Raw genomic sequence first — 22,531 nt, forward strand, 5'->3', positions numbered from 1 at the left:
GCTATCAGCTATCAGCTATCAGCTATCAGCTATCAGCTATCAGCTATCAGCTATCAGCTATCAGCTATCAGCTATCAGCTATCAGCTATCAGCTATCAGCTATCAGCTATCAGCTATCAGCTATCAGCTATCAGCTTCGATCCTATACATAAGAGATGTCAACATTTTTGATAGCTCTTCCGTTTCACTCACCCAAGCTCTACCTATGGCGGCATCGATATATTTAATCTCAATTCCGATATAAATTTGCGTTCGTGTTTCTGCTATTGACGATCTTGATATATCTAAAAAACGTACCCGCTCTTTTTTGCTGACTCTCGCCATACCTTCTGCGATATTACTCGGTATTGATAAACCAGAACGAGTGAGCTGATTGCGAAAGCCAAAATCATTTAGATCTGTCGTTTCTTTGTAGATGTCAGCACTTAATCTTGCTGAACGCTTCCATACCTCTAATTTTTCAAAATTCATACTCGCATCCTTTTAAGTATAAAAACTTTATATAGGCACGAATTTTTCAGAATGCAAATTTCAAACTGACGGCTGACGGCTGACGGCTGACGGCTGACGGCTGACGGCTGACGGCTGACGGCTGACCACTAACCCCTTCTTCTGAAATTAAATCAACAACAAAATCAGAACTGTACAAAAAACAAACTAATTTATTCGAGTTTATTGTTTACTTTACGCTAGAAATCGCTAGAATACGCCGGCTTAAATATATTCGTTCTTTTACAACCCAAAGGTAATGCTATGCATCCAATGTTAAACATTGCGGTTCGCGCTGCGCGTAACGCAGGCAAAATTTTACTTCGCGCAAGTGAAGATTTATCAAAAGTTGATGTACAACAAAAAGGCACTAACGACTTAGTGACTAACATCGACAAAGAAGCTGAAGCCGCAATTCGTGATACCATTTTAAAATCTTACCCAGATCACACTATCGTAGGTGAAGAGCTAGGTGAGCATAAAGGTAAAGATGCAGATTACCAATGGATTGTTGACCCACTTGATGGCACAACTAACTTCATCAAGGGTATCCCTCATTTCGCAGTATCTATTGCACTTAAAGTTAAAGGTCGTTTAGACCAAGCTGTTATCTATGATCCAATCCGTGGTGAATTATTCACTGCTTCTCGTGGTCAAGGCGCACAGCTTAACAGCAAGCGTTTACGCGTAACTAAAACTAACGAGTTAGCAGGTTCTGTACTTGCAACTGGTTTCCCATTCAAACAAAAGCACCACTTAGACGCATACTCTGAAGCGTTTAAAGCACTTTTCGTGCACACTGCTGATATCCGCCGTGCAGGTTCTGCTGCATTAGATATGGCTTATGTTGCAGCGGGCCGTGTTGATGGTTTCTTTGAAATTGGCCTTAAGCCATGGGACACAGCAGCAGGCGAGCTTTTAGTTAAAGAAGCTGGCGGTATGGTTGTTGATTTCGCAGGTGGTATTAACTACAACCAAAGCGGCAACATCATTTGTGGTGCACCTAAGTTAACTCAAGCAATCATTCGTGAAATTCGCCCAGTGTTAACTGAGTCACTACTTCGCTAATAGCGGGTTGTAATGTAAAAATGCAAAAAAGGAGCTAAGGCTCCTTTTTTTGTGGCTGAAAATAATCGTTGTCGAGTTTTATCTCTATGAATTCACCTTCTTTAAATGGCAACTTAGCCAAGTCTTCAGCAAAGTAACTGGCAAATAACTGTTCAAATTCGCCCGTGCTTTTCATCACCTTGAGTCCTTTTAACAGAGCTTCTGCCAATTCAGGTTTGTGGTTACTGACAAAAAAGTAAAATGCCGTTGGATAGCTAATATAAAGGTCAGGCACTATAACCAGCTCGTCACTTTTGATTTGTTCCATTTCAGACATGACTTCAATGAACGAACGCGGAAAATAATCAACTCGCCCTCTGATCACTAAGCTGAACATTGCCTGGTAATTTGCCAGCGGTCTGACTGTTAAGCCGTTTTGAGCAAGGATTTTAGTATCGGGCCAATCATGGCCTTGAATGGCACTAAACTGCGCTAAATCTTGTTTCGTTTTTACATCTTTAAAACGCGGTAAAAACGCTCGCTTAGTTAGTAATGCGCGTTTACCAATGTAGCCTTTAAACAAAGGTACTTTAACTGCTATTGCAAGGTGTTCTCGCTCGGGGCTTGTCATACTCCAAAACACATCGGCTTGCTTTTCATCGAGCATCAGCAAGGTACGTTGTTGATGAGGATGAACCAGAACTTCGTTGATTTCTGCTTGATAATTACTGGCGCGTAGAGCCGCTGCCAGCAATTCATGAAGATAATAATCGCGTTTATACAGTGGGCGTTGCTCAATCGCTAAATTGACCACATTGTTAGCTTCTGTGGTAAGGCTGTATCCTAGGCTTAGCAATACTAGGATTGCACTACATAGTCGCTTCATTGTTATTTTTGTTTATGTGTTTTTTTTAAGCTACACCCAGTTAAACAGGGACACAAGTAAAATTAAGCGAACTTAAAATTTCTTCATGAACTAATAGGGAATGCTTCATCTTTTTGGCTGCTTAAACGCACCACTGCGGGGGCTGGTCGGCTACGTTTACATACAAACAAATGACTACTCTGATAACGCTTGGCCTCTTTTTTCGCATCTGTTGCCAGCGCTGCAACTTGGTGGCTGTTAATACATAGCTCTAAGTCAGGCTTAACTAAACCGATTGATAATGTAAGTAGTGGCACAAACTGCTTTTTACCTTCTCGATTGCTTGCCCAATAACCCCCTTGCTCAATATGTTCTGGGGTGAAAAAGGCCCGAGACTGCAGCTCAAACTTACTAATGATGTCATGGCAAACTTGCTCTGCATCATTTTTATCGAACACCACCATAAAGTCATCACCGCCAATGTGCCCGACAAACCCTTTGCTAGTACTACAGGCCTCTACGATGACTTCTGCAAGTAATTTTATAACGCTGTCACCACTAGCATAACCGTACAAGTCATTGAACTGTTTAAAGTGGTTTAAATCAACGTATGCGAGTGAGAACGGATAATTATTACGAAGCCTCAGCTCAATTGCTTCGTTAATTGCGACATTACCCGGCAGCATAGTAAGCGGGTTGGCATGTTGTGCATGGCGGATTTTTTCTTCGGTAATGTGTTTTAAGATATTACGTAATGGTGCCAACCCTAAGTATTCACCACTTCGGGTGATAACAATGTGGCGTCGAATATCAAACTCAAACTCAGTAATTTGCTGACTCACCGTATCGAGTAACTCGTTTTCGTCAACGATTAACGGCTGTTTATCCATTAAAGAAGTAACTGGTTGCTTATCATAAAGTGCATGGCCATAGGGAGCAGCAAACACTTCAGTGAGTTGATCTCGGTGCAATAAACCAACAGGAATATTGTGCTCCAATACGGCAAGACTAGTTAGCGTTTTATCTTGCTCAAAGATACTGTGGGCATCTTTACAGCGGGTTGTTGCTTCTATGCTGGCGTGCTCGACTGCCAACCAACCGATTGCCATAGACTGCTCAAAAGTATTGCTATTGTCTGATGACTCTAAGTGTTTTAAGCAGTGGATATTAATTTCGTAACTTGGCTGTAAGCTCGGCCTTTCGAGTAAAAAGCCTTGTGCATGTTGCACACCTAAGCTCTCGAGTAAACGAAGCTCTTCTGCCCGTTCTATGCCTTCTGCGATAACTTGCGTATTGGTGGCTTTTGCAAGCTCTATAATTGACTTTAAAAACTCTTTTTTAACCACACTCTGATCGCAGTGGTCGATAAAGTAGCGGTCTATTTTTACAAACTCAGGGCATAGCTCAGACCACTGCTTTAAGCCCGAATAGCCAGCCCCTAAGTCATCAATGGCAATCGAAAAGCCTAACTCACGATAATGGGCAATGGTCTTTAACAATAAAAAGCCATCATCGACTTTTTCTTGTTCTGTAACTTCAATTACTACCCGATTAGTTGCTAGGCCAAAGTGCTCAACTAGGTGTAATGTTTCACCTTTAGGATGGCAAGGGTCAAGTAAGGTTTTAGGGCTTACATTTAAAAATAGCTTGCCTTGTAAATTGAGTTTCACAAAGTTCTCAATTGCTCTACTGCGGCAAAGTAGCTCTAATTCAGAGATCTTATGGCAAGCAATAGCTGCACTGAATAATGCACTCGGCATTTCTAACTCAGACCCTTTCGGGCCGCGGCTTAATGCCTCATAACCCAAAATATGTTGATTAGAAATATCAAAGATAGGTTGAAACAAGGTCTCAATTGCACTGTTATCTAAGATCTGCTGTAGTTGTGCGTTCACCTTACACCTAGCGTTAGTAATACAAATAGGTGGGTAAATTATCAACCTTGTATGACAATTTTATGGCAAGGCTATGACGAGTGCAGATTACTCAATAGCGGTGATCAGCTCAAGTTGCTTAATGCGGGCAAAACTATCTGTCATTTTTAATTTAGCTTTTTGGTAATCACTCTGTGCTAAATCAGCTTGTTGCGCAAATTTATAAACTGCGAGCGGATTAAGTAATAACTTTTGTGCGTGATAACAGCTTGGCGCAGCAAACTCAGGTAGTTCAGGCTCTACATTAATTGTTATTACATTCTTCAACGCCTCTATATCATCACTTTGTTGTTGCTGAAACTCTGTAGCGCCTGCCATCGCTTGCAAGCTTGCCTCACACTCTGGCAACTGTGCTTTTAGATTTAAGAACAAACCTGTTGATGAAGTAATTAGCTTAAGTGTCAGCTCTTGTAATTGCTGAGCAGTTGATTGGTTTTGTAGTGCTTCTACAACTTGCCAAGCCAACCCTTTATAGCTGTCGAACTGCTGCTGAAGTGTTACCTCAGGTATTTGCTGCACATCAGTCTGTTCTGGCTCAGGCTTATCGTCACAAGCACTAAGCATTAAAAGTATAAACACGCTAAACATCAGGTGTTTCATAATTTCTCCCATAAAAAAACCGCCCTAATTAGGGCGGTTTCTTTTTGTATCACTTATTAAGGCATAGGATCGAGATCCGCACCTTCTTTTTCAATTACTTCTGGAATTAAGTCTTCTTTACTTACACCCATTGCAATTGCTACAGCTGAAGCAACATAAACAGATGAATAAGTACCGATGAACACACCAAACAGTAATGCCGTTGCGAAACCGTGGATCGTTTGACCACCCCAACCAAATAACGCAATCAATACTAGAATAGTGGTGATTGATGTTACTAGGGTACGGTTTAACGTTTGCGTTAATGAAATATCGATAATTTCAATCGTGTCATCAATACGCACTTTACGGAAGTTTTCACGGATACGGTCAGATACAACGATAGTATCGTTCAGTGAGTAACCTATTACCGCCAAAATAGCCGCAAGAATCGTTAAGTCAAACTCTAGGCCAAGTACTGAGAATAAGCCTAATGTGATGATAACGTCGTGTAATAGTGCCGATACAGCACCTACCGCAAAACGCCATTCAAAACGAAACGCAACGTAAATTAAGATACAGATAAGTGCAGTTAACATGGCAAGGCCACCCTGCTCTTTTAGATCTTCACCAACACTTGGGCCAACAAATTCGATACGACGCATTTCTACTGTCGACTCTACTTTTTGTAATGCCGTAATGATTTGGTTACCAATTACTTCTGCTTTTACGCCAGGACCTTGCGGAGCAAGACGCACTAAAATTTCTTTACTTGAGCCAAACAGTTGCACCGAAAAATCTTCAAAGCCACTTTCAGTGATTGCATCACGTACTTCTTTAAGATCAGGTGCTTGTGTAAAGCCTACCTCAACAGCGGTACCGCCAGTGAAGTCGAGACCAAAATTCAAGCCTTTAGTAAAAAACGACACGAAAGAAGCCAAAATCAACAAAGTTGATAATGTCATGGCAAACTTTCTTAACTTCATAAACGGGAGTGTTTTACCACCGAGTTTTAAAATTTGCATGCTGACTCCTAAATCGACAACTTATCAATACGCTTACCGCCAATGAATAAGTTGATTACCGCACGGGTACCAACAATGGCTGTAAACATAGAGGTGATAATACCAATCGCTAGTGTTACTGCGAAACCAGCAATAGGACCAGTACCCACTGCAAATAGGATCACTGCTGCGATAAGTGTTGTGATGTTAGCATCTAAAATTGTGCTAAACGCGCTGTCGTAACCAAAGTGAACGGCTTGTTGTGGACTACGGCCATCAGCAAGTTCTTCACGAATACGTTCGAAGATAAGTACGTTGGCATCAACGGCCATACCGACGGTTAATACGATACCAGCAATACCCGGTAGCGTTAACGCTGCACCAGGAATAAGCGACATCACACCAACAATTAATACTAAGTTTGCGCCCAGTGCCAAATTTGCCACCATGCCGAAACCTTTGTAATAGAAAAGCATAAATACAAGAACAAACACAAAACCAAGCACAACCGCTGTCATACCTGCTTCAATGTTTTCTTGACCTAAGCTTGGACCTACCGTGCGCTCTTCAACGATTTGAATTGGCGCTACAAGTGCACCGGCACGAAGTAATAGGCTTAGGTTATGTGCTTCAGCTGGGTTATCGATACCAGTAATACGGAATGAACGGTCAAGACGCGCTTGAATCGTCGCTACGTTAATCACTTCTTCAACTTTAATTGGTGGAAGTGCTTTTCCGTTTTCATCTGTTTTACCTGATGGCTTGTATTCAATGAATACCGTTGCCATGCGTTTACCGATAGCACGCTTAGTGAACGCATTCATTTTTGCGCCACCTTTGCTGTCTAGCGTAATGCTAACTTGTGGACGTTGATACTCATCCATACCTGATTGCGCGCCAGTGATGTGGCTACCTTCAAGAATGATGCGCTGCTTAAGTACCACAGGGTAACCTTCACGCGCCATGATCATTTCTGTACCTGGCGGTAAACGGCCTTGCAGGGCTGCACTTGCATCTGCATTTTCATCAACTTCGCGGAATTCTAGGGTTGCTGTTGCACCCAGAATCTCTTTAGCACGCGCTGTATCTTGTACACCCGGAAGTTGCACGATGATACGCTCAGCACCTTGACGCTGTACGTTAGGCTCTGCAACACCGATTTGGTTAATACGGTTACGGATAATTGTTTCATTTTGTTTGATAGCGTAGTCACGAATTTCTTTAAGCTTTTGCTCGCTCATGCTGGCATAAAAAGCATTGTCGCTGCTGCTATCATCAACGTAAACGTTTAATGGGTAACGTGTTGATAAGAAACGCTCTGCTGCATCTTTATCTTCTTCGTTACGCATTTCAACACGTAATCGCTCACTGTTCGCTACACGGCGAATGGTGCGATAACGCAATTTTTCTTCACGTAAGTCACTTTTGAAATCTTGTTCCATTTGCTCAAGCTGAGTATCAACCGCCGTCGCCATGTCGATTTCCATAGTAAAGTGAACACCACCGCTTAAATCTAGGCCTAGTTTCATTGGGTTACCACCCAATGACTTTAACCACTCTGGTTGAGCAGGCGCCATATTGATTGCAGAGATATAATCTTCACTAAGGGAATCACGCAGTAGATCTTGCGCTTTTAGTTGGTCTTCAACATTCTTAAAACGAACGAGGATTTGTCCGTCTTCAAGTTTGCTTGATTTAACAGTAACGTTATGTTCTTTGAGAGTCGCATTTACTTTATCGAGTACGCTGAGGTCAGCATCAGTACCTTTAGTGCCCGATACTTGTATGGCCGGATCTCGGCCATACAAATTTGGAGAGGCATATAAAATACCAACGACTAACACTACAAGAACAAGTAAATACTTCCATAATGGAAACTTGTTTAACACGTGTGAGTCCTTATTTTTATTGTTATAGCGACTTCATAGTGCCTTTTGGCAATACTGCAGAAACAGCTGATTTTTGTACTGTTACTTCTGCTTGGTCGTTTAATGAAATCACGATGAAGTCTTTGTCATCAGCGATTTTAGCAATCTTACCTACTAAACCACCTTGCGTTAGTACTTCGTCGCCTTTCGCCATTGCGCTCATTAGTGCTTTATGCTCTTTTACACGCTTAGCTTGTGGACGGTAGATTAAGAAATAAAATACCAGACCAAAAATACCCAACATGATTAGCATTTCCATGCCACCACCTGCTGGTGCTGCACCTGCCGCACTTGCGTGGGCGTTTGAGATGAATAAACTCATTTCACTTCCTCTTTAATTTTTCTAAAAATTTAATCTGATGTATCTGCAAGCTCTGGCACTTCTTGGCCGCGGCGTGCATAAAAATCTGCAACAAATTCGTCTAGTTTGCCATTACTGATGGCATTACGTAAGCCTTCCATCACGCGTTGATAATAACGTAAGTTGTGAATCGTGTTTAGACGTGCGCCTAAGATTTCATTACATTTATCAAGATGATGCAAGTATGCACGTGAATAGTTTTTACACGTATGACAATCACACTCAGGATCCAGTGGACCGGTGTCTGTTTTATGTACTGCATTACGGATTTTAACAATGCCGCCAGTTACAAATAAATGACCGTTACGGGCATTACGCGTAGGCATTACACAGTCAAACATATCGATACCACGGCGAACCGCTTCAACTAAGTCTTCTGGTTTACCAACGCCCATTAAGTAACGAGGCTTGTCTTCAGGCATTTTGTAAGCACAGTGATCAAGAATATTGATCATCTCGTTTTTCGGCTCACCAACCGATAAACCACCTAATGCATAACCATCAAAGCCGATTTCTTCTAGGCCTTTTTGTGATTGTGCACGAAGCTCAGGGTACATACCACCTTGGATAATACCAAATAGCGCAGCTGGGTTATCGCCATGACCTTCTTTTGAGCGTTTAGCCCAACGAAGTGATAACTCCATAGAATCTTTAGCTTCTTTTTCTGTCGCAGGGTATGGCGTACATTCGTCAAAAATCATCACGATGTCAGAGCCTAGATCACGCTGAACTTGCATCGCTTTTTCTGGCGAAAGCATGATTTTTTCACCGTTAACTGGTGAACTGAACATCACGCCTTCTTCAGTGATTTTACGCATTGCGCCTAAGCTGAATACTTGGAAACCGCCTGAATCAGTTAGAATTGGACGATCCCAATTCATAAAGTCGTGTAAATCACCGTGCTGCTTAATGATTTCTGTGCCAGGACGCAGCATTAAGTGGAAAGTGTTACCTAGGCAGATTTGTGCGCCAGTATCTTTAACTTCGTCAGGCGTCATACCTTTAACAGTACCGTAAGTACCTACAGGCATAAATGCTGGTGTTTCTACAACACCACGTTCAAAAATCAAGCGGCCGCGGCGCGCTTTACCGTCAGTGCGGTCTAATTCAAATTTCATATTATCCTCAGTGTCGGAAAAACAGTCCAACAAGCTATAATTTAACCGCTCGATTCTACCCTGTTTGCGGGTTTATTACTATAAATTGGGCTAAATTCGAAAATAAAAAGCCCAGTTAAAAAACTGGGCTCTATATACCCAAACCACCTCAAGATGCGAGTTTCAGTTGGAATTAAAAGCGATTTAGGCAAGGCATTGATTGCAAGTAATAGTGGTTCTATTATTAAAATCAATAACGCAGTATAAATCGCTTTTAAACCAACCCTTTGGGCGCTTCACAGGCACTCACTCTCATCGTTGTTACTTCTTAAAAGGGACTGCCATTCTTGCAAAGTAACGCCTTGATATTAAGCACCTGTGAAACGCTGAATTCTGCACCTTGAGGAGGCTTGGGTATAAACTATTTGTTGTTATTTGCGCGTTAAGAACATCGCATCACCATAACTAAAGAAGCGATACTGCTGCTCAATAGCCGTGTGGTAAGCACCCATTATGTTCTCTTGACCTGCAAAGGCACTGACTAACATGATTAACGTTGATTCAGGTAAGTGGAAATTTGTCACCATGGCATCAACCACATTGAACTGATAACCCGGGTAAATAAAGATATCGGTATCGCCAAAGTAAGTATCTAGTTTGCCGCCATGCACTTTAGCAGCTGACTCTAATGAGCGAACTGATGTAGTACCTACAGCAATGACACGACCACCTTTTGCTTTCGTTTCGGCTACCGCTTTAACCACTTCATCTGGTACTTCGATGTACTCTGAATGCATAACATGCTCATCAACTGAGTCAACGCGCACAGGCTGGAAGGTACCTGCACCTACGTGCAAGGTCACAAAGGCCATGTTAATGCCCTTGTCTTTTAAGGCTGCCATTAATTTATCATCAAAATGCAGGCCTGCCGTTGGCGCTGCAACTGCACCTGGTTTTTCACCGTATACAGTTTGATAGCGCTCACGATCTGACTCGTTATCAGGACGGTCAATATAAGGTGGTAATGGCATGTGACCGATGTCGTTTAGGATATCTAATACATTTTCGTCTTTGGCAAATTCAAGCTCAAAAAGTTCGCCATGACGCGCAACCATGATTGCTTCGGCTTTACCTTCAAGAATGATTTTTGAGCCTGGTTTTGGCGATTTACTAGCTCGCACATGCGCAAGAACACGGTGTTCGTCGAGTACACGTTCTACTAACACTTCAAGCTTACCGCCTGACTCTTTTTGCCCGAACATGCGAGCAGGGATCACTTTGGTGTTATTGAAAATTAATAGGTCATTTTCATTAACGAGCGATAAAATATCACTAAATACTTTATGCTCAACTTGGCCTGATGGGCCATCAAGCGTCAGTAAACGACTGCTAGTTCGATCTGCTTTAGGAAAACGAGCAATTAATTCATCAGGAAGGTCAAAGCTAAAATCAGCTACGCGCATAGAGCATATCTCTCATTAATAAAAACGCGCCAAGTTTACTCTGATACGCCCACCACCTCAAGCAAAGCCCTGCGTCAACTTGGTACTAGCTTAAAGGATTACAAACTTAAGTACTTATTAACCGCTTTTGGGTAAAGTTTGCTTGTAGATTAGGCAAAATGTCATTATTCTAGCTTATTCACTAAACATGGGTTAAGTAAGAGGTAGTAGCGCCATGGCAAAGCAGTTAAAGCTGCTAATTTTGAACGCGAGCGTTGCTGAGCGTGAAACAATTAAGACCACATTAAACAAGCTTAATGTCTTCACGTTTATCGAAGCCAGTGACTCTCAAGATGCGCTTAAAATTCTTAAAAGCCACCCGGTGGATATTATCATTACAGGCCTTGAGGTCGGTAAGATTGATGGTTGGCGCTTTTCGCGCATGATCCGTTCAGGGTTATTAAAAACACCAAAAAACACACCAATTTTACTTACTCCACCAATCTATTGTGAACGCATAGCCGAAACCACAGCGCGCAGCTATGGCATTGATGCAGTATTGCCATTTGAGCGCCAAGATATGCTGCCGCAAGTGCTTGCCAACGTATTATCAACTCACCTTGAAAAAAGTAGTCGTCTTAATTTATTACTACTTGAAACCGATAACCGTAAAGCAAAAGATATCAGCGAACAGTTAAAACTTAGCTTCGCGATAACCCATACCACTTCAACAAAAGCGACACTTGCGACCTATCTGCAGCAAAAATTTGCCATTGTATTGATTGACGCCACCGAATCTCATTCTGATACCGCAGCTGGGTTAATTAGCGAAATATTACAACACAACCCAAAGCAAGCGATTGTAACTATCATTGATAACAATGATGCAGATTATGCTGAGCAGTTGTTACTCTCTGGCGTTACTGATTTTATTCGCGCCCCTTACGATCACTCGTTATTGAGTAAAGTGTGTGACCACGCTGCCCGTCGTGAAGATTTCATGGTGAGCTATGCAGAGTTTGCGCAAAAAGTAGAGCAACTAAGCCAAAGTCAAAGCCGCTATAAAGAGCTGTTTTCTGCCCACCAACGTATTTTATTACATCTAAATACTGTGGTACTTGAGTTTAACCAAGAGGGTAATATTCGCTTTATTAACCCTGCCTGGGAGCACCTAACAGGCTATGGCATTAAGTCTAGTTTAGCAAAGTCATTAACTGACTTTTGTTTACCTGAGTGTAAAACAAAGCTACAAGATACCATTCAGCGTATTCTGCATGGTGGTGAGCAACAGCAACAGGTAGAGATCCAGCTAAAACATAAAAATGGCAATGCCATTTGGGTTGAGTGTCGCTTACAGCTGATTAAAAACAGCCAAAACTCAGCGACTATTACCGCCACCATAGATAACATTCATGAGCGTAAGCAGGCAGAGTTACAACTTCGTCATTTAGCCTTGCACGATACGCTCACAGAGCTCCATAACCGTTACTACTTTGACCAACAATTACAACGTATTTGTAAAGCACAATACACCAGTAACGATACAGAGCACGCGCTGATTTATATCGATTTAGATCACTTTAAAATCATCAATGACAGTAAAGGTCACCAACAAGGTGACATCGTTTTAAAAGAAGTTGCCCAGTTATTCACTGCGAATATTAGTGATGAGCACTTAGTGTGCCGCATCGGTGGTGATGAATTTGCCGTGATCTTAAAAAATACTAACTTACTCGATGCACACTTGGTGGCAGAAAGTATTTGTATGGCGATTGAAAAGCACCGCTTTCATTCAGAAGGTCAAGAGTACTCAATTAGCTGTTCAATTGGTTTAACACAAATCACCGAGCAAAATAACGACCCAAGTGAGTGTTTAAAACAAGCTGATATCGCCCTTTATGTAGCAAAAAGCTTAGGCCGTAACTTAGTACACTGTTATTCAAAAGAAGATAGTCATCACAATAGTTTACAAGCCGGTCTTGAATGGGGTCATAGTATTCGCCAAGCATTACAACATGATGCTATCGAACTGCACTATCAACCGATTTGGGACTTTAAACGCGGCCACGTCGCCTACTTTGAAGCGCTATTACGCTTAAAGCTTGATAATGAACTCATCTACCCTAATCAGTTTATTCCTGCTTTAGAGCTTCTAAACGATACTTTCTTGATGGACCAATGTGTTATTCGTAATGCTATTAAGAGCGTTGCCGAGTACCCAGAGCTTAACCAAGTCGCAATTAACTTATCAGCACAGTCGTTTTTAGATGAACGTTTACTGCCGCACATTGAATCGAGCTTAAAAGAATACAATGTTGAACCAACACGCATTATTTTTGAGATCACCGAGTCTGCGAGTATTAACAACCTAGTTGCAACCCGTGCCATGATCGAGCGTTTGAACGGCTTAGGCTGTCACTTCTCTATTGATGACTTTGGTACTGGCTTTAGTACCTTCAATTACCTTAAACAGTTACCGGCTCAACACGTAAAAATTGATGGTTCATTTGTTCGCGACATGTTGAACGACCCAATCGATTTAGCGCTTGTAAAAGCGATTAATGATATTAGCCGTTCGCTTGATAAGCGCTCTGTTGCTGAATATGTTGAAAACAAAGAAATATTCTTAGCACTAAAAGAAATTGGTATCGACTATGGTCAAGGCTACTTTATTGCCCGCCCAGTACCGGTTGAAAAAATTAGCGACGAGCTGAAAAAAATATCTGAAAATAATCTTTTTAACTAACAAATATCTAGCCTTAAAAAGCCTAAATTTAATACATTTTTAAACATTTTTTCTTAGTTTTTAAACTTCCATACTGACAATACTCATCTATACTTAAATCCACAGCAAGATAAAATGTCGTGTTTTTATAGTGATTATCTATAATAAACATGACATTGCTTATTACATTAAACATACTGAGTATGACTTAACATCGTTAAGTCCATCTATTGGCGGTATAAAGGAGAAAAGTGATGACACAACTAATCGTTTTGTTGCTGATTGTGAATCTAGGGATAGCGTATCAATGTTACCGTAATGCGACCTTTAAGGGGTATCCGGTAAAAACATTTACAGGGCTAGGTTTAGTACCTTACTTTAACTTAGTCGTGTGGGTTTACTTGTTGTTTTTACCCGATTTAAAACCATTTTCAATGAATGAAAAGCAGCCACTTTAGGCTGCTTTTTAGTTGGGAGAATTTAAAAACTATAAGTTGATGCTTTTTCGAGTAATTGCGCGGCTTTTATATCGCCAACCACACACTTTTTAATGTCTGACTTTTTAAATACTTTTACTTGCTCAGTTTTACCTTCGCTAACACCACGGATGATAAAGCTCACATGTTCATCGTTAGGCAGGTTTCTTAAACCGCTACCATAATCACATAAAGTCAGTGATAAGCTCTTATCTACTTGCTTAGCTAAAGAAGCCAGCTGTTGCTTTTGCTCTTTTACACGAGCTTGTTTTTTCTCGGCTAACTCTTTGCGCATTTGTTGCTGCTTTTGTGATAACTTTTGCTGCTGCTTTTCAAGCTCTTTAATCGATGCTTGCAATGCTTGTTTACGCTTCTCGAGCTCTTGCTCTTTGGCATCTTTATCGTGGCGACGGTCAAATTCAAGGTCACGCTTTTCACGTTCAAGATCACGGATTTCACGGCTCACATCGCGCTCTTGCTCAGCAACTTCACGTACTCGCTCTGCGCTTTCGCGCATCACTTCCATGGCTTGCTGATAGGCTTCTTGCGTTTTCACGACTACTGCATCGCTGATCACTTGCACATGTTCGCCTAACACTTCGATTTCAGTTAGTTCTTCAAAGTCGATATCTGGCATAGGTGGCAGCGGCGCATCGGGTACAGAGGCAAACACTGTAGACCAGCGCGAACTGCCTCGTACATCAAAGCTAAACACCACACCTTGATGCTGCAAATAACTCGAAGACACATTTCTTACCTTGTTATCGGTATCTTGTTTTAACGCCGCTGAGAGGATTTTTTCCATGATCCCGACTTCACGCTGAATTTTATCTAATTCATCACTTGCTTGTGCCGGTAAGCTTACTGCTGTGCAAAGCAATAAGGCTGCCGTAGTTGATTTGTATTTTGACATCTTAATACTCCAAATTGTTGGCAACGGTTGGCAATGGTCCGCCATCCACTTGCTCTGCTAAATCATTTAACTGCATACGTAAGTACGCTTGGTCTTGGGCGCGCTGCGTCTTTATATATGCAAGTACGCTGGCAATATCTTCTTGGCGCTCGACTCGCCCAGTTTTTATTGCTTCTTTGGCCAGTTGGTACATCTGTTGTTGCTGCACTTCGTTTTGCGCAGTAATGATGTTTTGCAACTGATCAATTTGCTTTTGTTGTGACTCTAGTAAATTGGTTTGCTTGGCCACTTGCTCAAGTAACTGCTGATTTCCTTGCTGTGGATTACTAACAAAAACCCATGCGCAAAATACTATTGAAGCAGCCACTGCCCACATTCCAGCACCAAAAAACAGACTTTGTTTTTGCACTTTCGGCATCGTAGACTCTCGATCCCAATTTGGTACGGGCACTGTTTCATAATGTTGACTTTGCTGTTGCCACTGCATTGCATTGTTCATCATTGATGCATACTCAGCATTGGCTTGTAGCAACGCAATTTGCTCATCAGTGAGGCTTTCGCCCTCTAACCATGCGGTAAATAATGAATCTAAATTAGCCATCTACGGCCTCCAAATGCACTTTTAACTTACCAAGCGCACTGTATAGTCTTGATTTAGCTGTATTGGTCGAAATACCTAATTGCTCAGCGATTTCTTCAAATGTACAGTGCTGAAAAAACTTTAACTCCACCACCAAGCGTTGCTCCCAGGGTAAATTGTTCATCATTGCTTTGAGTTCATGATGCTGCTCAGATTGCAGTTGATTGGTTTCTAACTCACTATGCTCGCAGCTTTCTTCTGGTATACCATCTAAACCTTGATGCAGCTTACGGCGGCGGTAATATTCAACACTACGCCGGTGCACAATTTGATAGAGCCAAGTATTAAAACTCGATTCACCACGAAAACTCGGCAAGCTTTTATAAACAGAAATAAACACTTCTTGCATTAAATCCATTGCATCATCAGGGTGACTTAACATCCTTAGGCAATAGTTATATACCTGTGTTTCGTGCTGCTTGACTAATTTCAACCAGGCCCGTTTATTGCCCTGTTGCGCTTTAGCAATTAGTGTCTCAAGTGATTGAAAAAACACGCTAGCCTCGTCATCTGATCTGCCTTTAATGGTTTTGTTATTATGTTAGTCGAGGGAAGGAAAAAAATAGTTTGCTTAAATAATAAAAAACTCCAAATATTTTTATTTGGGGTTTTATTTAGAGGTTTTATTCGTTGTCACACTGACCGTCTAAGCTACACTGCTTATTAAGAAACAGCTCTAGTTGCTGACTAAACAGCCTAAAGTCTCTGATCCGGCCTGTGGTTTTACGCCACACAATGCCAATATCTCGGTATGCATCGCCTTGTGATGGCGTAGCAACCATATCTTTTTTATCTAAAATACCGGCATTGATAGCCATTTGCGGTAAGAAGGTAACACCAAGCTGGTGTTCAACCATACTTAATAAGGTATGTAAGCTTGCCGCTTCAAATGGGTTAATACAGCTTGAGCGATTCAAATGGCAGGCACTTAACGCGTGGCCTGTCATACAGTGCTCACGCTCTAGTAAGAACACACTCGCATCTGGTAATAGGTTAAAGTCTTCCACGCCATCTGCTGGTGTGTAATCTTTATGGTGCACTAGGCTGAACTGATCTTTAGCGAGTACTTGGGTATGAAACTTTTCAGTGTCATACGGTAAAGCAAGTAATGCCATATCAATTTGGCCATGCTCAAGTTTATCGAGTAGCTTGTCACTGGTGTCTTCAACCAAGACTAGCTCTAACTCGGTAAAGGTCTGTTTGCAGAAATGATATAAAGGCGCAGCAATAAAGCTGGCAATCGTCGGGATCACACCAAGCGTTAGTGTGCCACTTAAAGGCGTTAAAAAGCTTTTTGTCAGCTCTTTAAGGCTAAGGGTGTCGTCAATAATCTTACGTGCTTTTTCGACAACCTCTTCACCAATTGCGGTAAACATTAAGCTGCGGTTTTCACGCTCTATAAGCTGGCAACCTAAGGTTTCTTCTAAGTTTTGAATTGCACTACTTAAGGTTGATTGACCGATAAAACAGGCGCTTGCTGCGCGGCCAAAGTGTTGATGTTGGTGGACTGCTAATAAATACTGTAGTTGTTTAATACTTGGTAAGTTATTCATTCTCTACCTGCAAATAAAAAGACCCCAATACCTAAGGCATTGAGATCTTTTCAAGCTAAAAGTCTTTTAGTACTTTTTATACCCCGAAGGCAGTTCTCAGTACATAGAAAATAACAATAGCAAGGGCTGCGCCAACTGGCAATGTAATTACCCAAGAAACTACAATGTTTCTTACAACACCCATGTTAAGTGCTGCAATACCGCGTGCCATACCTACACCTAAAACCGCACCTACAAGTGTTTGCGTAGTAGAAATAGGTAAACCAGTACCTGATGCGATAACAACTGTAGAAGCAGCAGCAAGCTCAGCAGCAAAACCACGGCTTGGTGTTAAGTGCGTGATACCTTCACCGATTGTTTTAATTACTTTCTTACCTAAAATAGCAAGACCAGCAACAATACCTAAACCACCTAGTGGTAAAATCCACCATGCGATAGCCGCTTTCTTAGCGATTTCACCGTTGTGCTCAACAATGTTTACAACAGCAGCTAGTGGACCGATTGCGTTAGCAACGTCATTTGAACCGTGTGCGAAAGCCATACAACATGCCGTTAGTACCATTAGTACTGCGAACACTTTCTCAACGTTGTTGAATTGCATTGCTTTGTCAGCTTTAGGGTCAATTTTAAGGCGAGCAATCGCAATCTTACCGATGATAGCAACTACAACAGCAATCGCGATAGAAAGGGCATAACCTTCAACAGCACCTAAGTTAATACCAATGTGCTTTAAGCCTTTCTTGATTGTTACAAGCGACATGATGAAGCCCGCTAGACCCATATAGATAGGTACGAAACGCTTAGCATTTTTAAGTGGTGCATCAGTGTCAAAAATTAGCTTTTGCGCACTCATGAAAATCAAGTAAGCAATAAAACCAGAGATAGCAGGGGTAACAATCCAGCTACCTACGATACCCATTACCTTGTTCCATTGGATTGCTTCGCTACCTACTGCAACTAATGCGAAACCAATGATGGCACCGATGATTGAGTGAGTCGTAGATACTGGCCAGCCTAAGAAAGAGGCAATTAATAACCAGCTACCTGCAGCGAATAACGCGGCAATCATACCTAGTATCATTAACTCAGGTATGTCCATAAACGGCGTGGCATCGATAATCCCTTTACGGATTGTAGATGTAACCTCACCACCGGCAAGGTATGCGCCAGCGAATTCAAACACCATCGCGATGATGATTGCTTGTTTAATTGTAAGTGCTTTTGAGCCTACTGATGTACCCATCGCATTGGCAACGTCATTTGCACCAATACCATAAGCCATGAAGAAACCGACTGCGGCGGCAGTTAAAACCAATAACGTGCCGTAATTTGCAATGATATCCATTGTGTGAACCTTTAATTTTTTTCGTGTTTGAACTGATTTTTAATTAACGAGCTAACATCAGCTCAAGACGAGAACCTACGCGCTCTGCAATATCTGCAAGCTCGCCTACCCACTCAATGATCTTGTATAAGAACATCACGTCAACAGGGTTAAGTTCATTTTCGATGGCGCGCAATTGACGGCGAATTTTGATCTGCATGTCATCCGTGTCTTGTTCAATAGCGTCCAATTCAACGAGCATTTTTTCAACTAAAGTCACTTCGCGACCTTTGAAGCCCGTTTCAAGCAGCTCATCTAGCTCATTGATTGCTTTTGACGCTTGTTTAGTCGCATCAACACAACGAGTTACATAAGCAAGGAAATCTGTTTGGATTTCGGTAGGTATGATCATCTCACGACCAACTACACGACCTGCGATATCTTTTGCTTTGTTAGCAATTTTGTCTTGTTGAGTAACAAGCTCTAGCAAATCGGTACGCTCAACTGGCATAAATAAGCCACGAGGTAGTTGAAGGCGGATGTTACGTTTCATTTCATCAGCTTCACGCTCTAAATTACGAATGTTTAGACGGATTTCTTCCGCTTCTTGCCATTCTTCTTTAAACACGTGATTAAAGAAAGGGATCAATGCTTTACTTGCTTGATGTACTTTCTTAATGTGATCTTCCATAGGCTTAATAGGTGATTTAGCAAAAACCCCTAAAAATGCATTTGTAGGCATAACTGACCCTTTATAAATTAGTATGCTTTGGCAGCTGCGAATTTTACAGCATTGTGTTCGATTGTGAACGCTTTTTCTGCCTTACATCACCAATAATAGACAAAGCGGCCAAAGGCCGCTCGTTTTAATAATGAAAAGTTGCGGTTAAATTTACAGCGACTTTTCGATATCTTCTTGAGATGTATGACGAATATCTTTGCCGTTAACAAAATAGATGATGTATTCAGCAATATTCTGGCAACGGTCGCCAATACGCTCTAATGAACGAACTGACCACACTAAATCCATAATTTTCGGGATTGAGCGTGGATCTTCCATCATATATGTCATGATTTGACGGGTAATTGCTTCGTATTCGCGGTCAACTTTGGCGTCTTCTTTATGTACTTCAAACGCACATTGCACATCCATACGTGCAAATGCATCAAGTACATCATGAAGCATTTTCGATACTTGGCGACCCATGTTTTCAATGTTCACCAGTAGGTCTTGCTGATCTTTTGTGAATGAGTCCAGCGCAACTTTAGCAATACGCTCAGCTTCATCACCAATACGCTCTAAATCGGCAATTGTTTTTGCAATAGCAATTACAAGACGTAAGTCACTCGCTGCCGGCTGACGGCGAGCGATAATGCGTGTACATTCTTCGTCGATGTTCACTTCCATTGCATTTACTTTGTAGTCGTTTTCACGAACTTTTTGTGCAAGATCGGCATCACCATTACTAACAGCATCCAGTGCACTGTTTAGTTGTTGCTCAACTAAACCACCCATGTTTAATACATGGTTACGCACATTTTCAAGCTCTTCATTAAAGCGGCCCGAAATGTGTTTATTGATATTATGTTCCATTGTCTACCTCTATAAATTTCGTTTACGGTACCAAGTGACTTTATTGACTAACCGTAACGGCCTGTAATGTAGTCTTCTGTTTTCTTTTTGCTTGGTGTTGTAAATAACGTATTGGTATCTGAATACTCAATCAACTCACCCATGTACATAAACGCAGTTTGGTCTGATACACGAGCAGCCTGTTGCATGTTGTGAGTAACGATTACCACGGTAAACTTATTCTTTAAGTCGTTAATTAGCTCTTCGATAACTAAAGTAGAAATTGGATCTAGTGCCGATGTAGGCTCATCCAGAAGTAGTACTTCAGGCTCGATAGCAATTGAGCGAGCAATAACAAGACGCTGTTGCTGACCACCCGATAGGCCAAATGCACTATCGTGTAAACGGTCTTTAACTTCATCCCATAACGCCGCGCCACGTAAAGATTGTTCAACCACTTCGTCTAGTTTACGCTTTTCTTTAATACCTTGTAAGCGTAGGCCATAAACGACATTTTCGTAGATTGATTTTGGAAATGGATTAGGACGTTGGAATACCATCCCGACATTTCTTCGTAGTGCAGCAACATCTACATTCTTATCATAGATATTGTGACCATGTAGTAAGATCTCACCATCGATACGACAGCTATCAACAAGGTCGTTCATACGGTTGATACAACGTAAAAGTGTTGATTTACCACAACCCGATGGACCGATAAATGCTGTTACCTGACCTTTTGGGATGTTCATATTTACGCCGCTAAGCGCTTGTTTATCACCGTAGTATAGATCTAAGTCTTTAATCTCTAACGCTGTTTGTTCTGCAGTTAGGTTATCTAAATCTAGCTTTGCCGCGCTTTTCGCTTGGTTTACTTGTGGTGCAACTGTAATCATCTCTGTCTACCTATAAAAATTCTGTATTAATGCTCAAGAGCTCTAAACTTTTCGCGTAAGTGGTTACGAATACCAATCGCGGTGATATTCAGGGCGATAATTACTGATACCAGTAAGAATGCCGTGGCATATACCAGCGGACGTGCCGCTTCTACGTTAGGGCTTTGGAAACCAACATCGTAAATGTGGAAACCTAAGTGCATAAATTTTCTATCTAAATGTATGTATGGGAAGTTACCGTCAAGTGGCAGTGTTGGCGCCATCTTAACAACACCAACAAGCATTAGTGGTGCTACTTCACCGGCTGCACGTGCAACCGCTAAGATTAAACCTGTCATAATCGCTGGGCTTGCCATCGGAATGATGATACGCCATAGCGTTTCTGCTTTTGTTGCGCCAAGTGCTAATGAACCATGACGAACCGTACTTGGAATACGCGATAAACCTTCTTCAGTCGAAACAATAACAACAGGCAGCGTTAAAATTGCTAGCGTTAATGCAGACCAAATCACACCAGGCGTACCAAATACTGGGCTTGGCGATGACTCTGGGTAGAACAATTGGTCAATGCTGCCACCGAGCATGTATACAAAGAAACCTAGACCAAATACACCGTATACAATCGATGGTACACCCGCAAGGTTGATTACCGCGATACGGATCATCTTAGTCACGGCATTTTTTGCCGCGTATTCATGTAAGTAAATCGCTGCAACCACACCAAACGGCGTCACAATCACTGCCATTAGTAATACCATGAACACGGTACCGAAAATCGCTGGGAATACACCGCCTTCAGTGTTTGCTTCACGTGGGTCATCTGCTACAAACTTACCAAGTTGTACAAAGTAATGACCAAGCTTAGCAAAGAAGCCCATGTCATTAGGGAACCACACATCAAGAACTTGATACAGAGGTAAAGTAACCACTTCACCACGCATGTCTCTTACTGTTACTTGGTCACGCTTTGCTTGTTTACGAAGCGCAAATAACTGCTTTTCTAACACTGTGTACTCAGCACGTAGCTCAGCACGCGCTTGTGCAAGCTCAGCAACACGCTCATCGGTTAGTTCGTTATCAAGCTGGTATGCCTTTTCTCTTAAGCGTAAACGCTCAAGTTCATAGTTAATATGACCAATATCACCATTTTGTAAGTCTAACGCTTGGTCATTCAGGTCAACAGCACGGTCTACAAGATCATAAAGCACGTCGATTTTGTTATCAGTGATAACTTCACCGTCTTTAATAACCTGTTCTACATAACCGTAGAAGTTACCGTTTTTACTACGCTCGAATACAGCAAGCTCAGCTGGCGCAGTACGCGATGTGATGTCTGTCTCTAGTACCCAACGGAAATCTAGAGCTACGTACTCACGGTTACCTGTTTTAATCAATAAACGCTCTAGTTGCTCTTTATCGTAATGAGATAAATCAACGCCCGTCGCCTCAATACGTGATTTTGCAACTAGTTCACGGTCATAAATTTCACCGATAACAGTTTGTTTTTCAACTGAGCCTTGCAGCTCAAATTGCACTACTTCTGATGGCCAGAAAAAGCTTAAACCTTTCCAAGCAATCATGGCTAGTAAGCCAAGAACCGAGATTAAACTGATGCTTACCGCACCGCCGGTCATCCAAATCCAAGGAGAACCAGACTTAAACCACTGCTTTACCATGTCGTGTCT

Annotated in this window: 21 protein-coding genes; 3 read left to right on the top strand and 18 right to left on the bottom strand. The window is 41.8% G+C overall.

Features of this window, described 5'->3' with window-relative positions:
- Positions 1 to 123 precede the first annotated feature (123 nt).
- Positions 124 to 471, bottom strand: a complete 348-nt coding sequence (locus WA256_RS14765; protein WP_062566604.1) for a four helix bundle protein — start codon at positions 469 to 471, stop codon at positions 124 to 126.
- Positions 472 to 753: 282 nt separating this feature from the next.
- Between WA256_RS14765 and suhB the strand changes: the two genes are divergently transcribed.
- Positions 754 to 1,557, top strand: coding sequence for an inositol-1-monophosphatase (gene suhB, locus WA256_RS14770; protein WP_054552496.1), 804 nt, complete (start codon positions 754 to 756; stop codon positions 1,555 to 1,557).
- Positions 1,558 to 1,591: 34 nt separating this feature from the next.
- Here suhB and WA256_RS14775 read toward each other — a convergent pair whose 3' ends face one another.
- From WA256_RS14775 to queA, 8 genes are all read right to left on the bottom strand, one after another.
- Complete coding sequence (locus tag WA256_RS14775) at positions 1,592 to 2,422, bottom strand: substrate-binding periplasmic protein (RefSeq protein WP_269408433.1); 831 nt, start codon at positions 2,420 to 2,422, stop codon at positions 1,592 to 1,594.
- 83 nt (positions 2,423 to 2,505) lie between these two features.
- Positions 2,506 to 4,296: a GGDEF domain-containing protein gene (locus tag WA256_RS14780; protein WP_063528503.1), complete on the bottom strand. Its 1,791-nt coding sequence runs from the start codon at positions 4,294 to 4,296 to the stop codon at positions 2,506 to 2,508.
- An 87-nt stretch (positions 4,297 to 4,383) separates the two neighbouring features.
- Positions 4,384 to 4,935, bottom strand: coding sequence for a hypothetical protein (locus WA256_RS14785; protein WP_063528502.1), 552 nt, complete (start codon positions 4,933 to 4,935; stop codon positions 4,384 to 4,386).
- A gap of 56 nt (positions 4,936 to 4,991) precedes the next feature.
- On the bottom strand, positions 4,992 to 5,939 hold the full coding sequence (gene secF, locus WA256_RS14790) for a protein translocase subunit SecF (protein ID WP_063528501.1): 948 nt from the start codon (positions 5,937 to 5,939) through the stop codon (positions 4,992 to 4,994).
- 8 nt (positions 5,940 to 5,947) lie between these two features.
- Positions 5,948 to 7,807 carry a protein translocase subunit SecD gene (gene secD, locus WA256_RS14795; protein ID WP_063528500.1) on the bottom strand — a complete coding sequence of 620 codons (1,860 nt, stop codon included), beginning with the start codon at positions 7,805 to 7,807 and terminating at the stop codon, positions 5,948 to 5,950.
- Between the two features lie 22 nt (positions 7,808 to 7,829).
- A complete protein-coding gene (gene yajC / locus WA256_RS14800) occupies positions 7,830 to 8,168 on the bottom strand; it encodes a preprotein translocase subunit YajC (protein ID WP_036973302.1) in 339 nt (112 codons plus the stop codon).
- 29 nt (positions 8,169 to 8,197) lie between these two features.
- Positions 8,198 to 9,325: a tRNA guanosine(34) transglycosylase Tgt gene (gene tgt, locus WA256_RS14805; RefSeq protein ID WP_058583935.1), complete on the bottom strand. Its 1,128-nt coding sequence runs from the start codon at positions 9,323 to 9,325 to the stop codon at positions 8,198 to 8,200.
- 410 nt (positions 9,326 to 9,735) lie between these two features.
- The gene (queA, locus tag WA256_RS14810; RefSeq protein WP_054563537.1) at positions 9,736 to 10,767 is read right to left on the bottom strand and encodes a tRNA preQ1(34) S-adenosylmethionine ribosyltransferase-isomerase QueA; all 1,032 of its coding nucleotides are present in this window, start codon (positions 10,765 to 10,767) and stop codon (positions 9,736 to 9,738) included.
- Positions 10,768 to 10,981: 214 nt separating this feature from the next.
- Here queA and WA256_RS14815 point away from each other — a divergent pair, with 214 nt between their 5' ends.
- Positions 10,982 to 13,492, top strand: coding sequence for a two-component system response regulator (locus WA256_RS14815; RefSeq protein WP_130167226.1), 2,511 nt, complete (start codon positions 10,982 to 10,984; stop codon positions 13,490 to 13,492).
- Positions 13,493 to 13,725: 233 nt separating this feature from the next.
- Positions 13,726 to 13,929, top strand: a complete 204-nt coding sequence (locus tag WA256_RS14820) for a hypothetical protein (RefSeq protein WP_054563535.1) — start codon at positions 13,726 to 13,728, stop codon at positions 13,927 to 13,929.
- A 22-nt stretch (positions 13,930 to 13,951) separates the two neighbouring features.
- Here the strand turns inward: WA256_RS14820 and WA256_RS14825 are convergent, their stop codons facing one another.
- From WA256_RS14825 to pstA, 9 genes are all read right to left on the bottom strand, one after another.
- The gene (locus tag WA256_RS14825; protein WP_063528176.1) at positions 13,952 to 14,860 is read right to left on the bottom strand and encodes a hypothetical protein; all 909 of its coding nucleotides are present in this window, start codon (positions 14,858 to 14,860) and stop codon (positions 13,952 to 13,954) included.
- A 1-nt stretch (position 14,861) separates the two neighbouring features.
- The gene (locus tag WA256_RS14830) at positions 14,862 to 15,461 is read right to left on the bottom strand and encodes a hypothetical protein (RefSeq protein ID WP_062566612.1); all 600 of its coding nucleotides are present in this window, start codon (positions 15,459 to 15,461) and stop codon (positions 14,862 to 14,864) included.
- On the bottom strand, positions 15,454 to 15,996 hold the full coding sequence (locus tag WA256_RS14835; protein ID WP_063528174.1) for an RNA polymerase sigma factor: 543 nt from the start codon (positions 15,994 to 15,996) through the stop codon (positions 15,454 to 15,456). The genes WA256_RS14830 and WA256_RS14835 overlap by 8 nt, the downstream gene beginning before the upstream one ends.
- A gap of 127 nt (positions 15,997 to 16,123) precedes the next feature.
- On the bottom strand, positions 16,124 to 17,053 hold the full coding sequence (locus WA256_RS14840) for a hydrogen peroxide-inducible genes activator (RefSeq protein WP_063528173.1): 930 nt from the start codon (positions 17,051 to 17,053) through the stop codon (positions 16,124 to 16,126).
- Between the two features lie 76 nt (positions 17,054 to 17,129).
- The gene (locus WA256_RS14845; protein ID WP_054563530.1) at positions 17,130 to 18,398 is read right to left on the bottom strand and encodes an inorganic phosphate transporter; all 1,269 of its coding nucleotides are present in this window, start codon (positions 18,396 to 18,398) and stop codon (positions 17,130 to 17,132) included.
- A 43-nt stretch (positions 18,399 to 18,441) separates the two neighbouring features.
- On the bottom strand, positions 18,442 to 19,119 hold the full coding sequence (locus WA256_RS14850; protein ID WP_054552477.1) for a TIGR00153 family protein: 678 nt from the start codon (positions 19,117 to 19,119) through the stop codon (positions 18,442 to 18,444).
- A gap of 150 nt (positions 19,120 to 19,269) precedes the next feature.
- Positions 19,270 to 19,971, bottom strand: coding sequence for a phosphate signaling complex protein PhoU (phoU, locus tag WA256_RS14855; protein ID WP_054563528.1), 702 nt, complete (start codon positions 19,969 to 19,971; stop codon positions 19,270 to 19,272).
- Between the two features lie 47 nt (positions 19,972 to 20,018).
- A complete protein-coding gene (gene pstB, locus WA256_RS14860) occupies positions 20,019 to 20,846 on the bottom strand; it encodes a phosphate ABC transporter ATP-binding protein PstB (protein ID WP_062566615.1) in 828 nt (275 codons plus the stop codon).
- A 26-nt stretch (positions 20,847 to 20,872) separates the two neighbouring features.
- Complete coding sequence (gene pstA, locus WA256_RS14865) at positions 20,873 to 22,522, bottom strand: phosphate ABC transporter permease PstA (protein WP_130167225.1); 1,650 nt, start codon at positions 22,520 to 22,522, stop codon at positions 20,873 to 20,875.
- Positions 22,523 to 22,531: the final 9 nt, after the last annotated feature.

This window comes from Pseudoalteromonas sp. CH_XMU1449-3 (genome assembly GCF_037027245.1).
Classification (GTDB): Bacteria; Pseudomonadota; Gammaproteobacteria; order Enterobacterales; family Alteromonadaceae; genus Pseudoalteromonas; species Pseudoalteromonas shioyasakiensis.

What these genes read in the sequence shown, in the direction of transcription:
- WA256_RS14765 (WP_062566604.1), bottom strand. Translation starts at nt 471, where the DNA reads ATGAATTTTGAAAAATTAGAGGTATGGAAGCGTTCAGCAAGATTAAGT.
- suhB (WP_054552496.1), top strand. Translation starts at nt 754, where the DNA reads ATGCATCCAATGTTAAACATTGCGGTTCGCGCTGCGCGTAACGCAGGC.
- WA256_RS14775 (WP_269408433.1), bottom strand. Translation starts at nt 2,422, where the DNA reads ATGAAGCGACTATGTAGTGCAATCCTAGTATTGCTAAGCCTAGGATAC.
- WA256_RS14785 (WP_063528502.1), bottom strand. Translation starts at nt 4,935, where the DNA reads ATGAAACACCTGATGTTTAGCGTGTTTATACTTTTAATGCTTAGTGCT.
- secF (WP_063528501.1), bottom strand. Translation starts at nt 5,939, where the DNA reads ATGCAAATTTTAAAACTCGGTGGTAAAACACTCCCGTTTATGAAGTTA.
- yajC (WP_036973302.1), bottom strand. Translation starts at nt 8,168, where the DNA reads ATGAGTTTATTCATCTCAAACGCCCACGCAAGTGCGGCAGGTGCAGCA.
- tgt (WP_058583935.1), bottom strand. Translation starts at nt 9,325, where the DNA reads ATGAAATTTGAATTAGACCGCACTGACGGTAAAGCGCGCCGCGGCCGC.
- queA (WP_054563537.1), bottom strand. Translation starts at nt 10,767, where the DNA reads ATGCGCGTAGCTGATTTTAGCTTTGACCTTCCTGATGAATTAATTGCT.
- WA256_RS14815 (WP_130167226.1), top strand. Translation starts at nt 10,982, where the DNA reads ATGGCAAAGCAGTTAAAGCTGCTAATTTTGAACGCGAGCGTTGCTGAG.
- WA256_RS14820 (WP_054563535.1), top strand. Translation starts at nt 13,726, where the DNA reads ATGACACAACTAATCGTTTTGTTGCTGATTGTGAATCTAGGGATAGCG.
- WA256_RS14825 (WP_063528176.1), bottom strand. Translation starts at nt 14,860, where the DNA reads ATGTCAAAATACAAATCAACTACGGCAGCCTTATTGCTTTGCACAGCA.
- WA256_RS14830 (WP_062566612.1), bottom strand. Translation starts at nt 15,461, where the DNA reads ATGGCTAATTTAGATTCATTATTTACCGCATGGTTAGAGGGCGAAAGC.
- WA256_RS14840 (WP_063528173.1), bottom strand. Translation starts at nt 17,053, where the DNA reads ATGAATAACTTACCAAGTATTAAACAACTACAGTATTTATTAGCAGTC.
- WA256_RS14845 (WP_054563530.1), bottom strand. Translation starts at nt 18,398, where the DNA reads ATGGATATCATTGCAAATTACGGCACGTTATTGGTTTTAACTGCCGCC.
- WA256_RS14850 (WP_054552477.1), bottom strand. Translation starts at nt 19,119, where the DNA reads ATGCCTACAAATGCATTTTTAGGGGTTTTTGCTAAATCACCTATTAAG.
- phoU (WP_054563528.1), bottom strand. Translation starts at nt 19,971, where the DNA reads ATGGAACATAATATCAATAAACACATTTCGGGCCGCTTTAATGAAGAG.
- pstB (WP_062566615.1), bottom strand. Translation starts at nt 20,846, where the DNA reads ATGATTACAGTTGCACCACAAGTAAACCAAGCGAAAAGCGCGGCAAAG.
- pstA (WP_130167225.1), bottom strand. Translation starts at nt 22,522, where the DNA reads ATGGTAAAGCAGTGGTTTAAGTCTGGTTCTCCTTGGATTTGGATGACC.